At 70.6% G+C, this 12,508-nt stretch carries 9 protein-coding genes and 3 pseudogenes; 10 read left to right on the top strand and 2 right to left on the bottom strand.

The genetic code is table 11. From position 1 onward, the window contains the following. Nucleotides 1–264: 264 nt before the first annotated feature. The 5 genes and pseudogenes from ACIPSJ_RS47145 to ACIPSJ_RS47125 form a co-directional block, all read left to right on the top strand. Nucleotides 265–459 (top strand): annotated as a pseudogene (locus ACIPSJ_RS47145) (hypothetical protein); the annotation flags it as partial. 132 nt (nt 460–591) lie between these two features. Continuing rightward, entirely contained in the window at nt 592–2,703 is a 2,112-nt protein-coding gene (locus ACIPSJ_RS47140; RefSeq protein WP_401355733.1) for an MMPL family transporter, read from the top strand. A 111-nt stretch (nt 2,704–2,814) separates the two neighbouring features. After that, nucleotides 2,815–4,176, top strand: coding sequence for a sensor histidine kinase (locus ACIPSJ_RS47135; RefSeq protein ID WP_401355731.1), 1,362 nt, complete (start codon nt 2,815–2,817; stop codon nt 4,174–4,176). Continuing rightward, nucleotides 4,173–4,844: a response regulator gene (locus tag ACIPSJ_RS47130; RefSeq protein ID WP_401355729.1), complete on the top strand. Its 672-nt coding sequence runs from the start codon at nt 4,173–4,175 to the stop codon at nt 4,842–4,844. Before ACIPSJ_RS47135 ends, ACIPSJ_RS47130 begins: the two co-directional genes overlap by 4 nt. A gap of 209 nt (nt 4,845–5,053) precedes the next feature. Next, nucleotides 5,054–5,229, top strand: a pseudogene (locus tag ACIPSJ_RS47125) (IS1380 family transposase); the annotation flags it as partial. Between the two features lie 175 nt (nt 5,230–5,404). On the opposite strand, the pseudogene ACIPSJ_RS47120 reads toward ACIPSJ_RS47125, so the two are convergent. Further along, a pseudogene (locus tag ACIPSJ_RS47120) lies at nt 5,405–5,609 on the bottom strand (hypothetical protein). A gap of 270 nt (nt 5,610–5,879) precedes the next feature. Then, nucleotides 5,880–7,328 carry an amidohydrolase family protein gene (locus ACIPSJ_RS47115; RefSeq protein WP_401355726.1) on the bottom strand — a complete coding sequence of 483 codons (1,449 nt, stop codon included), beginning with the start codon at nt 7,326–7,328 and terminating at the stop codon, nt 5,880–5,882. A gap of 273 nt (nt 7,329–7,601) precedes the next feature. Between ACIPSJ_RS47115 and ACIPSJ_RS47110 the strand changes: the two genes are divergently transcribed. The 5 genes from ACIPSJ_RS47110 (at nt 7,602) to ACIPSJ_RS47090 (ending at nt 12,506) form a co-directional block, all read left to right on the top strand. After that, complete coding sequence (locus tag ACIPSJ_RS47110; protein WP_359224743.1) at nt 7,602–8,423, top strand: IclR family transcriptional regulator C-terminal domain-containing protein; 822 nt, start codon at nt 7,602–7,604, stop codon at nt 8,421–8,423. 72 nt (nt 8,424–8,495) lie between these two features. Continuing rightward, nucleotides 8,496–9,686 carry a CoA transferase gene (locus ACIPSJ_RS47105; protein ID WP_359224745.1) on the top strand — a complete coding sequence of 397 codons (1,191 nt, stop codon included), beginning with the start codon at nt 8,496–8,498 and terminating at the stop codon, nt 9,684–9,686. Continuing rightward, on the top strand, nt 9,679–10,521 hold the full coding sequence (locus ACIPSJ_RS47100) for a citryl-CoA lyase (RefSeq protein WP_401355723.1): 843 nt from the start codon (nt 9,679–9,681) through the stop codon (nt 10,519–10,521). Before ACIPSJ_RS47105 ends, ACIPSJ_RS47100 begins: the two co-directional genes overlap by 8 nt. A 58-nt stretch (nt 10,522–10,579) precedes the next feature. Further along, nucleotides 10,580–11,440 carry a dioxygenase gene (locus tag ACIPSJ_RS47095; RefSeq protein ID WP_359224750.1) on the top strand — a complete coding sequence of 287 codons (861 nt, stop codon included), beginning with the start codon at nt 10,580–10,582 and terminating at the stop codon, nt 11,438–11,440. Between the two features lie 196 nt (nt 11,441–11,636). After that, nucleotides 11,637–12,506: a universal stress protein gene (locus ACIPSJ_RS47090; RefSeq protein WP_401355721.1), complete on the top strand. Its 870-nt coding sequence runs from the start codon at nt 11,637–11,639 to the stop codon at nt 12,504–12,506. Nucleotides 12,507–12,508 lie beyond the last annotated feature (2 nt).

Raw genomic sequence — 12,508 nt, 5'->3', positions numbered from 1 at the left:
AAGATCCGGATGGCGATCAAGCAGGATGACACCATCTGCCGGATTCGGCGCCTTCGCGATCCTCGCCGGTAGGTAGTCCCAGGGGACGCAATGCCGATCGGCGGGCGCCACGGCGCCAGGTCGGGATGCTCCTTCAGTATGTCGTCGGCCGGCGCACAGAGTTCTGTCGCGAGGGTGTCCACGTCGTTCGTCACAAAACGATCTTGGAAACCCTCGTTCTCGTCTCCGCGGGCACCCCTTGGACCACACTCCCAGGAGGACCCAGTGTCTTACCCGCCACTGCTCACCCCCGAGGAGAAGCTCGCCGAGGCGAAGAAGCTGCTGAGCCTCCCGCGTATCGTCGTGATCTGCGGCTCCACCCGTTTCATGACCGAGATGAACGAGGCCGATCTGCGGGAGACCAAAGGCGGAAAGATTGTCGTCAGACCGGGCTGTGACATGAAGTCGCCGCACGTACTCCCCAGGGAGTAATCCGCACCCGCCGCCGCCCCCGGCAGTACGCGTCACCTCGCCCTCCCGCCCGACGAAAGCCGTGGCTCTCACCGGAAGTCTGGGGACCGAAGCAGACGTCATCCGGAGGGAGTTCGGTCAATGAGGGCCGGAAAGACAACCACTACGACGAGGCTGGGGCCGGGGCGCGGGCGAACCGTTCCATGGGCGGTGCTCGGGCTGTGGATTGCCGTGATCGCGCTCGTCGGGCCGTTCGCGGCGAAGCTCGGCAGCGTGCAGCACGACAAGGTCACCGACTACCTGCCGGCGAGCGCGGACTCGACGCAAGTGGCGAGGATCGAGGAGAAGTTGCCCGGGGGCGAGACCACGGAGATGGTGCTCGTCTACCACCGGGACGGCGGGCTCAGCGCCGCCGACCGGGAGACCGCGGCCGGGCAGGTCGCGGAGATCAGCCGGCAGCACAAGCTGATCGGCGGTACTCCCCAGGGCATTCCGTCCAAGGACGGCACGACCCTGATGTACCCGGTCGCCAGCAACGACCCCGGGGCGGACGAGGAGAAGCAGGACAAGCTCGTCACCGACGTTCGCGAAGTCGCCCAGGGCGAAGGCGGGTTGAGCGTCGATGTGGGCGGCACCGGCGCGCTGGGCACCGACTCCGGCGCGGTCTACGACTCGCTCGGCGGACCGCTGCTCTACACCACCGTCGCCGTCGTCGCCGTACTGCTGATCCTGATCTACCGCAGCCCCGTGCTGTGGCTCGTACCCCTCGTCGTCGCCGGGATCGCCGACTACATGTCGATGGGCGTCGCCTACGGCCTCAACCAGGCCTTCGGCACGGCCGTCTCGGGGCAGAGCTCGGGGGTGATGACGATCCTCGTGTTCGGGGCGGGCACGGACTACGCGCTGCTGCTCGTCGCGCGCTACCGGGAGGAGCTGCGGCGCATCGAGCGACCGTACGAGGCCATGGTCGCAGCCCTGCGTGGCTGCGGGCCCGCCGTGCTCGCCTCCTCCGGCACCGTCGCCGCCGGACTGCTGTGCCTGCTCGCCGCCGACCTCAACAGCAGCCGGGGCATGGGCCCGCTCGGCACGGTCGGTGTGCTGTGCGCGCTGATCGCGATGCTGACCCTGCTCCCCGCCATCCTCGTACTGGTCGGACGGCGGGTGTTCTGGCCGCTCGTGCCCGCCTTCGGGAGCACGCCCAAGCAGCGGCGGAGCCTGTTCTCGGCGATGGGCAGCTCTGCCGGACGTCGGCCGCTGACCGTACTCGCGAGCGGTGCCGTACTGCTCGGCGCCCTGGCGCTGGGCTCGCTCAACCTGCCGGGAGCGCTCAAGCAGGAGGACTCCTTCGTCAAGAAGCCGGAGTCCGTCGTCGCGATGGAGACCCTCGCCAAGTCCTTTCCCGACAGCGGCAGCCAGCCCATCGACGTGATCACCCCGCAGGGGCGCGCCGACGAGACCCTCGCGACCGTCCGCGGCACGCCGGGCGTCGGCAGCGCGGAGAAGGGGCGTACGGGAGACGGCTGGACCGAGATCTCCGTCTTCGCGAAGAGCGCACCCCAGTCGGCGGGGGAGACCGCCACCATCAAGTCCCTGCGGGACGAACTGAAGGGCTCCTACGTCGGCGGGGACAGCGCCCAGCAGATCGACCTGGAGGCCACCAACGCCCGGGACACGAAGATCGTCGTACCGCTCGTCCTCGTCTCCGTGCTGCTCATCCTGATCGGACTGCTGCGGAGCCTGGTCGCACCGCTGCTCCTGGTGGTCGCGGTCGTCGCGGTGTGGGGCGCCTCCCTCGGGATCGGCGGACTGCTCTTCGAACCGCTCCTCGGCCTCAAGGGCACCGATCCGGGGCTCGGTCTGCTGTCCTTCGTGTTCCTGGTCGCCCTAGGCGTCGACTACGGCATCTTCCTCATGCACCGGATGAGGGAGGAGTCCCTGGCGGGAGCGGAACCGGCCGCGGCGGCACTCACCGCGCTGCGCACCACCGGTGGCGTCATCGCCTCCGCCGGACTCGTCCTCGCCGCGACCTTCGCCGTGCTGACGAACATGGGCCTGGTGCAGCTGGTCCAGCTCGGCTTCGTGATCGCCGTCGGCGTCCTGCTCGACACCTTCCTCGTACGGACGTACCTGGTGACCAGCGCCAGCGTCGCCCTGGGCCGCAAGGTGTGGTGGCCGGGCGTGCTCTCACGGGAGCCCGGGCCGGCCGCACCGACCGAGCCGCCACGGCAGCCGGAAACCGTCGGCGCACCCTGAGCACGTTGGGCGAACGCCTCGATCGAGCACCTTGATCCGCCGGGCCCGCCCGGGTGTCTCTCCTTCCGGAGCGGCGCCCGGGTTCCCGCACGAGTACCGGAAGATGGAGCCGTGGAAGAGCGGGGAACGACCACAGGGGTACGCGACCGGTCGGCGGCGGAGACGGCGGCCGGTGGCGGCGGGCGGCCCCGTCGCGTCGAGCGCGTCATGTCCGCCATCAACCGCGAACCGTTGACCGCACCGCACCGCACCCGCAACGACGCGGTCCTCGCGCTGGGCGTCGCCGTGCTCGCCGTAGCCATCACCCCCCTGATGGGCGGCGGCGAAGGGATCCGGCCCGGCCATCTCGGCTGGATGCTGCTGCTCGCCGGGCACCTGCCCCTCGTATGGCGGCGCCGCCGTCCGGTGGTGGCCCTGCTCGGGGTGGTGGCCTGCATGGCTCCGTACTACGCCCTCGACTACAACCCCGCCCTGCCCGTCCCCGCGATCGTCCTGGCGCTCTACACCGTCGCGGCGACCGGCGCCGTACGCCGCACGCTGCTCACCGGCGTCGCCATCCTCGGCTCGACAGTGATCAGCAACGGCATCACCGACCAGGACGAGGCGCTGGACTCCCTGGAGATCTCCGGCTGGATCATCGCGGTCCTGTTCGTCGGTATCGCCGTCCGCTACTACCGCTTGTACGTCGCCTCCATCGTCGAGCGGGCCGAGCGGGCCGAACGCACCCGGGAGGAGGAGGCCAGGCGCCGCGTCGCCGAGGAACGGCTGCGGATCGCCCGTGACCTGCACGACCTGCTCGCCCACAGCATCACGCTCATCGGCGTGCAGACGTCCGTGGCGGCCCACGTCCTCACCGCCGACCCAGAGCGCCTCGACCGCAAGGCCGTCGCCCAGGCACTGGACGACATCGCGGGGACCTGCCGGATCGCCCGAGGGGAACTGCGTACGACGCTGGAGGTGCTGCGGGCGCATGACACGGCCGTGGGAGTGGGCGCGGATCCGGGAGCGGGGGCCGGTTCCGTGTCGGGGGCCGTTGACCTGCGGGGGCCGCTGCCCGGGATCGACGGACTGGCCGGTCTCGCGGAGACCGGCCGGGTGGCCGGGGCCAAGGTCGAACTGTCCGTCCGCGCGGACGGCATACCGCCCTCCGTGGGCGCCGCCGCGTACCGGATCGTGCAGGAGGCGCTCACCAACGCCGTACGGCACGGTGGCCGCGAGGACCTCACCGTGCGGGTGGGGCTGTGGACCGCGGACGGCGCACTGCGGGTGAGCGTCAGGGACGACGGGACGGGCGGGGACGACGGGACGGGCGGCGGGGTGGGCCCGTGCGACGGTCCGCCGGGGTACGGGCTCGTCGGAATGCGGGAGCGGGCCCGTAGCGTGGGCGGCACACTGGACGCCGGTCCGGGGCCCGCCGAGGGCTTTGAGGTGACCGCCACACTGCCGCTGTCCCGGGAGGGCGAGGTCCGATGACCATCCGCGTACTGCTGGCCGACGACCAGAACCTCGTACGGGCCTCCTTCGCGATGCTCGTCTCGTCGGCCGGGGACATGGAGGTCGTCGCCGAGGCGGGCACCGGGAGGGAGGCCGTGGCACTGGCCCGGTCGGCGCGGGCCGATCTCGTCGTGATGGACATCCGCATGCCCGACCTCGACGGGATCGAGGCGACCCGGCTCATCGCCGCCGACCAGGATCTCGCGGGGGTGAAGGTGCTCGTCCTGACGACGTACGAGACCGACGAGAACGTCGTCGAGGCACTGCGGGCCGGGGCGTCCGGCTTCCTCGTGAAGGACATCAGGCCGGCCGAACTCCTCGACGCCATCCGGACGGTGGCCGCGGGCGAGTCCCTCCTCTCGCCCGGTCCCACCTCGCGGCTGATCGCCCGTTTTCTGCGCGCGCCGAACACCGCGACGACATCCGCGGTGGGCGGGCCGAGCGGGCTGTCCGAACGGGAACGGCAGGTGCTCGCGCTGGTCGCGCGCGGTCTCAACAACTCCGAGATCGCCGACGCGCTGGGACTCAGCCCGCTGACCGCGAAGACCCATGTCAGCCGGATCATGGGCAAGTTGGGAGCGCGGGACCGGGCGCAGCTGGTGATCGTGGCGTACGAGTCGGGGCTTGTGATACCTGGGACTGTCTGAGTTCGGGCCGACTTCGGGTCGGGTTCAGGTTGTGTTCCGGGGGTCGGTTGTACGGTCCCTCAACTCCTTGTGGTTGCACGGGCATTGCTCTGTCCCTCGGTGCGCACCAGTCTGCGCGTTTCGCTTACGGCGGTGCCGAAGTCCTGAGCGGATCTTCCTCACCGACACTCCCTACGGCGAGGGCTCCTTGCAGCATCTGGAGGTACGCCGCCTGGCTCGAACTGGCACTGGCCGGTGCAGACCTGCTGGCCTGGACTCAAACCCTGCTCCTGGACAGCGAGTTGGCCACCGCCTCCGCCTACGGATCTCCGCCACCTGGCCCTGGCGAGACGAGCTGACCGGCGCATTCACCCGCGTTGCGAACCTGCCCCAGCCAGCCACCTGAACCGCGGGAGTTCCTGCCCACCCACGACCGAGGAACTCTGGAGCACCCGACCCACGCGTCGGGCCCCAGCCATGCCAACCTACGACAAGCAATCGACCGCACCCCACAGACCGGCTCAGCCGCCCGAAGCGAGACAGGGAGGCTAGGGCCTGTTTCAGAGACGAGCTTCGTGGTGTCAGGGAGCGTTGCGTTCTGCGGCGGCGTGCCACCATTGAGGCGGGGGAAGGGCTGTTCACGTGGGCGGTGGGCTGGTCTGGGTGGAGTCCGAGCCGTCGCAGGGCGGCGGCATCGACGCGGACGTCGAACCAGCCGTGCCAGTGTCCGTCGAGGCCGATGCCGCAGGCGAGATCCCGGCGGATCTCGTCCTGGCTGAAGGGCATCCAGTCGATGCCGCGGTCGCGCGGTCAGGCGCGGGCGGCCGCCATGGGCTGCAGGCGACCCGCCATTTGGCTGCTGCTTGAGGCGACGGCGGTCGCGTGCGGTGATCCGGCGCCGATTTCGAAGCTTGTGTGCGTCGTGGCGAGCGTGATCGGGAGCTAGGCGCGCGTCGAGGGTGGCGGGAGAGGGGGCGGAGGCGGCGGACTTGGCGTTGTGTAGTGTGCCGCGGGAGGCGGCTGCGGCCGAGGTGGGGTCGCGTCGGCTGGGCCGGTTCAGTGGCTGTGCGTCGAGGTGCTGCGGTAGTCGGTGTACGTGTAGGGGTTGTCGAGCACCTTCGTCTCGGGGACGTCCGGGTTCATGCCCTTCGCCCATGCTTCCTCGCCCATGGCCGACCGCAGGTGTTCCACGGTCTGCTCGACCGTGCGCCGCACCGCGGCCAGGTCGACGCCGAGCAGCCGGTGCTCGTGCTTGACCACCCGGCCGTCGACGACCACGGTGTGCACGTCGCCGCGCTGGGCCTGGAACGCCACATGGCCGTAGGGATTGAGGACCGGGAACGAGACCGGCGAGTGGTCGTTCTTCAGCAGCACGAGGTCTGCCTTCTTGCCCGCCTCTATGCTGCCCAGGTCCTGCTCGCGGCCGAGAGCCCTGGCACCGCCGAGCGTCGCCCACTCCACCACCTGGTCGGCGCGCAGCGCGCAGTGGGTGACGGTCTCACCGCCGGCGTGGGCCTCCAGGTGCTCGCGCGCTCGGTCGGCGCCGAGTGTGGTGCGCATGGCGGAGAACAGGTCGCCGCTCCACCACACGCTCGTGTCCATCGACAGGGAGACGGGGATGTTGTGGGAGCGGATCGCCCAGGTCGTGGGATAGCCCTGGCCGGCGCTCTGCTCGCTCTCCGTGGAAACCGATATGGAGCCGCCGGTGGCCGCGATGCGGTGGTAGGAGTCGGCCGACAGGGTGGAGGCGTGTACGTAAACCGTCTCGGGCTTCATGAATCCGTGCTCGTGCATCAGCCGGATGCCGTCGTCGTTGGTGGCGCCCCAGACACCGGCGTGGGTGGTGACGGCGACACCGAGGTCACGGGCCACCTCGAAGGCCGGCTTCTCGGGGAAGGCGGGGTCGCCGGTGACATCGAAGGCGAGCTGGAAGCCCAGCATGTCGTCGCCGGTGATGCGGCGGCTCACGAAGTCCCGGAACTCCGGTGCCGCGGTCCATTGCGCCGGAGCCTGCTGGATGTTGCCGTAGGCGAGGACGAACCGTCCGGGCACCGACTGGAGCGCGTCCACGGCCGCGTCCGCGTGGTCGACCGTCTGCAGCCCGTGTGACCAGTCGACGACCGTGGTCACCCCGGCGTCCAGCGCTTCGACGGCGGCCAGGAGGTTGCCGGCGTGCACGTCCTCGGGCCGGAAGGTCTTGCCGTGTTCGAGGTAGTACCAGACGAAGTACTGGGTGAGGGTCCAGTCGGCGCCGTAACCGCGCATCGCCGTCTGCCACATGTGCCGATGCGTGTCGATCATGCCGGGCATCACGATGCCGCCGGACGCATCGATTTCCGTCGTGCCCTCCGGGACGGCGAGCCGCGGGCCGACCGCGGTGATCCGGTCGCCGGTCACGAGCACGTCGGTGTCGGTGAGCACCCGTCGCGCGCGGTCCATGGGCAGCACCGTGCCGCCGCGGAAGACGACGGGACGTCCCGCCTGGAATGGGGTGGACTGGCTCATCACTGAATCTCCCACGCTATGACGGACAGGTGTCCGTATCACGGCCACTTGTTGCTGCCTGATGGTTATCAGGCCGCCGATCGCTGTCAATACTGCGCGTACTCCGAACTCCACCCAGTTTTGATAGACACTGTCCGCTCCACGGTCGGATGGGAGCCATTGACGCCGAACCATGGACACAGGAGTCTGTTTCCCTGCGTAGAGTGCCTGCGATGAACTGTCCGCCAGGCGGACGCATGCACAGTGCATTCGAAGACATCCGGAGGAGCGACCATGCCGCGTGAAGGAACCGGGCCCGATTTCATCGAGGCGCTGGCCCGAGGCCTGGAGGTCATCACCGCCTTCCAGCCCCGGCAGCCCGTGATGTCGTTGACTGACGTGGCCACCGCGACAGGACTGGCCCGGCCCACCGCGCGCCGGATCCTGCTCACCCTGGCCGAGCTGGGATACGTACGCCCCCAGGCCGGCGGTTTCGCCCTGACCCCGCGCGTCCTGGACCTCGGCGTCGCCTACGTCCGCTCGATGGGGCTGTGGGACGTGGCCCGTCCACACCTGGAATGGCTGGTCGAGCGCACGAACGAGTCCTGCTCGATCGCCCAGCTCGACGGCTCGGACATCGTCTACGTCGCACGGGTCTCGGTGCCCAAGATCGTGACCCTCGCCGTGCAGATCGGCACCCGTTTCCCCGCGCTGCCCACCTCGCTGGGCAAGGTCCTGCTGGCCGCCCTGCCGCCCGACGACGTGGCCCGGATCCTCGCCGAACCCAGCCGCTCCGGCCTGGAGTCCGTGTGGCGCCCGGACCGGGCCGAGTGGGAGGCGGAGCTGCGTGAGGTGCGCGCGCGGGGGTGGGCGATGACCGACGAGCAACTGGCCAGGGGCATCCGTTCGGTGGCCGCCCCCCTGCGGGACGGCTCGGGCCGGGTCGTCGCGAGCGTCAACGTCAACGCGCACGCCGCCGAGACCTCGGTGGAGGTGCTCCTCAACGACCACCTCCCGCTTCTCCTTCAGGCCGCCGGCGAGATCAGCGTGGACTTCGCCCGGCTGGAGTCCGCACCGCACGCCGTCCGGCCGGCGGGCGCGGGCGTGAAGTCTTGACGCCTTCTCCCCACAGGACCCAGAATCGCTGTCCGGACGATCGTCCGCTGTGCGGACGCGGAGGCGAGAACGATGTCACAGAGCACCAAGTCCGCCCAGCAGGGCACCGCGGCACCGCTCTCCGGGGTGCTGGTCGCGGACTTCTCGCGGATCCTCGCCGGGCCGTACGCCACGATGCTCCTCGCCGACCTGGGGGCCGACGTGGTCAAGGTCGAGGGACCGAACGGCGACGACACCCGGACCTGGACGCCCCCCACCCGCGGCGACGTCTCGACCTACTACCTCGGGATCAACCGGGGGAAGCGTTCGATCGCCCTCGACCTGCGTGACGAGGCCGACGCCGAGGTCGCCCGGAAGCTCGCCCGCCGGGCGGACGTCCTGATCGAGAACCTCAAGCCCGGCGGCATGGCCAAGTACGGCCTGGACTTCGAGTCGCTCCGCCGGGACAACCCCGGTCTGATCTACACGTCGATCACCGGCTTCGGTGCCGGGCCCGGCCGCCACGTCCCCGGCTACGACCTCATGGTGCAGGCCATCTCCGGGCTCATGAGCCTGACGGGCGACCCGCACGGGCCGCCCTACCGGGCCGGGATATCCGTGTTCGACGTCATGGCCGGCAATCACGCCGCGATCGGCATCCTCGCCGCACTGCGGCACAGGGACGCCACAGGCGCGGGCCAGCTCGTCGAGGTGAACCTGCTGTCCTCGGCCCTGACCGGACTGGTCAACCACAGCTCGGCCTACATCGCCGGCGGCACCGTGCCGTACCGGATGGGCAACGCCCACCCCAGCGTCTTCCCCTACGAGCCCTTGCCCACCGCCGACAACGACCTCATCGTGACCGCCGCCAACGACGGCCAGTTCCGCAAGCTGTGCGAAGTACTCGGCATACCGGAGGTCGCCGACGACCCGCGGTTCGCCCGCAACGCCGACCGCACCGCCCACCGCGAGCAGCTGCGGCCGTTGCTGGTCGAGAGGCTGGTGACGCGCGGCGCCACCGAATGGTTCGAGGCACTGGTGGAGGCCGGCGTGCCGAGCGGACCGATCAACACCATCGACGGCGGGTTCGCCATGGCCGAGCGCTTCGGACTCGACCCGGTCGTCACCGTGGGGGAGGGGGACCGCGCGGTGCCCACCACCCGGCATCCGATCCGGTTCTCCGCGACTCCCGCCGCCTACCGGCTGCCACCACCCGAACTCGACGAACACGGCGAGGAGTTGCGCGAGTGGCTGTCCGAAGCCGAAGGGACCGACCATGACTGAGCCGGCACCCCGCCCCGCCTACCCCACCGCACTGGGCGCCTCCGACCTGAAGACCATCACCCTGCTCGGGCACGACCTGGCCGAGGACATCATGGGCTCGGTCGGCTTCGGCGAACTCGCCTTCTGGCTCGCCACCCAGCGGCGGCCCACCCCCGGCGAGACACGCGTCTTCGAGGCCGTCCTCGCCGCACTGGCCGACCACGGCTTCACCCCCACCGCCATCGTCACCCGCCTGACCTACCTCTCCGCACCGGACTCGGTCCAGGGCGCCCTCGCCGCCGGCCTGCTCGGCGGCGGCTCCCGCTTCCTCGGAGTCACCGAGGACACCGGTCGCTTCCTGCACGACGTACTGGAGTCCCTCGACGGTGCCCTGCCCACCCACGAGGCCGGCTGGGACGAACTCGCCCTGCGCACCGTCCGGGAGCAGCGCGCGGCCGGGAAATTCGTCCCCGGCCTGGGACACCACGTACACAAGGAGGGCGACCCCCGCACACCGCGGCTGATGCGCATCGCACAGGAGGAAGGCGTCTTCGGACCGCACCTGCACCTGTTCGCCGCCATCGGCCGAGTCCACCCGGCCGTGCTGAACAGAACACTTCCCCTCAACGGAGCCGGCGTCTGCGGCGCCGCACTCGCAGACCTCGGCCTCCCGCTGCCCCTGCTGCGCGGCTTCGCGCTGCTGGCCCGTACCGCCGGGCTGATCGGCCAGCTCGCCGAGGAACTGCGCCACCCGGTCGCCCAGGACGTCTTCCTGTCCGTCGACCTCAACAACACCCCCGTCCCACCGGACCCCTACGCCCCCAAGCCCCTCGTGGAAGGACGGCGCGAGGACTGACCCCGCGACCGCCGCACGCCCAGCACCGCAACCGCCCGCAGACCAAGGAGCCGCAACCGTGTTCGTCGACGAGGACAACATCACCGACCTGGCCGCTCAGCGCTGGGCCACTGCGCACTCCCCGAGGCTGGGCGAGCTCATGACCGCGCTGGTCCGTCATCTGCACGAATTCGCGCGCGAGGTGCGGCTCACCGAGGACGAGTGGATGGCCGCGATCGAATGGCTGACCGCGGCCGGCCAGACCTGCGACGACAAGCGACAGGAACTGATCCTCACCTCCGACGTGCTCGGACTGAGCACCCTTGTCGTGCAGTTGAACAACCGGTTCGCGCCGCAGGCGACCCCCGCCACGGTGCTCGGCCCGTTCCACGTCGACGGCTCGCCGACCGCGCCCTACGGCTTCGACATGTCGGACGGCGTCGAGGGCACACCGCTGTTCTTCACCGGCAAGGTGACGGACATCGAGGGCAGGCCCGTCCCGGGCGCCGTGCTCGACGTCTGGCAGGCCGACGCCGACGGCGCCTACGAAGCCCAGCTCCCCGAGATCGACGAGGCCCGTCTGCGGGCCAAGTACCGTACCCGTGAGGACGGCACGTACTGCATCCGCACCATCGCGCCGCGCGGTTACGCCATCCCCATGGACGGCCCTGTCGGCGACCTGATGCGCAAGACGGACATCAGCTACTTCCGGCCCGCACACGTCCACTTCCTCATCGACGAACCCGACTACCGCAAGCTGATCACCCACTTGTTCCAGGAGGGCAGCGAGTACCTGGAATCCGACGTCGTCTTCGGAACCAAGGACGCATTGATCACCTCCTTCACCGAACGACCCGCCGGCGGCGCCGCCCCCGACGGCAGCACGCTTGAAGTGCCGTATCTGCAAGCCGAGTACGACTTCGTCCTGCAGCCCGGCTGACCAAGAGACGGCCTGCCGCGGAGGGGGATCCTTCAAGCGACTGGTAACGAGAAGCCCCCGGCTTCAGCCGGGGGAGGAGTCACCGTATGTTCGATCGCCCGCCTCCGCCTTCGCTCTTGTACGCCGGTGCACACCTGGTGGCCCGCGGTGCGGAACACTGATCGCGCAGACGCGGAACCGACGAGGAGGCCGGCGCATGACACGCCCGATCACGGCAGGGGTCGACGGGACGGAGGAGAGCCATGCCGCTCTCGACTGGGCGGCCCGGGAGGCGGTGCGCCGGGGGCTGCCGCTCCGGGTGGTGCACGCCTGGCGGTTCGAGGCGCACGAGGCGCTCGGCGAGGACCGGGAGGCCCAGCGCGGCTGGGTGTCCGACGGGGTGGCCGAGTCGGTGCGGGCCGTGACGGGGCGGTATCCGGACCTCTCGGCGAGCGTCGACGTCGTCGAGGGCGGTCCGGTCGAGGTGCTCGTCGAGGCGGCGGCCGGGGCGGAGCTGCTTGCGCTGGGTTCGCGCGGGCACGGACGGGTCGTCGGGTTCCTGCTGGGCTCCGTCGGCCAGCAGGTGATCGCGGAGGCCGCCCGCCCGGTGGTGCTGGTGCGTGCCGGGGACCAGCCGGCGGCCGAGGCCGGCGGGCGGGAGGTCGTCGTCGGCCAGCAGGGCGGGCCCGAGGACAGCGCGGCCGTGCTGGAGTTCGCGTTCGGGACGGCGGCGGCCCGTGGGGCGACGGTCCGGGTCGTCCGGGCCTGGACCCTGCCGCCGGTCTTCGCCTACAGCCCCGGCTCGCTGAAGCTGCTGGACGAGACCGGGGGCCTGGAACCGTTCGAGAAGAAGGCGCTGGCCGAGGCGGTACGGCCGCTGCGCGAGCGGTACCCGGACGTGCCGGTCGCCGAGCACGTGGAGATGGGCAGCGCCGGGCAGGTACTGCTGTCGGTGGCCGGACGGGCCCAGCTGATGGTCGTCGGCCGGCGCGCCCACCGGACGGCGGTCGGCGCCCGCATCGGCTCGGTCGCGCACGGCGTGCTGCACCACGCCGACTGCCCGGTGGCCGTGGTGCCGCACGACTGACG

It is taken from the genome of Streptomyces sp. NPDC090088, from assembly GCF_044747345.1.
In the GTDB taxonomy this organism is placed as follows: domain Bacteria; phylum Actinomycetota; class Actinomycetes; order Streptomycetales; family Streptomycetaceae; genus Streptomyces.
The sequence above is the reverse complement of the archived record's forward strand: the minus strand, read 5'-3'. Positions and strand labels throughout refer to the sequence as shown.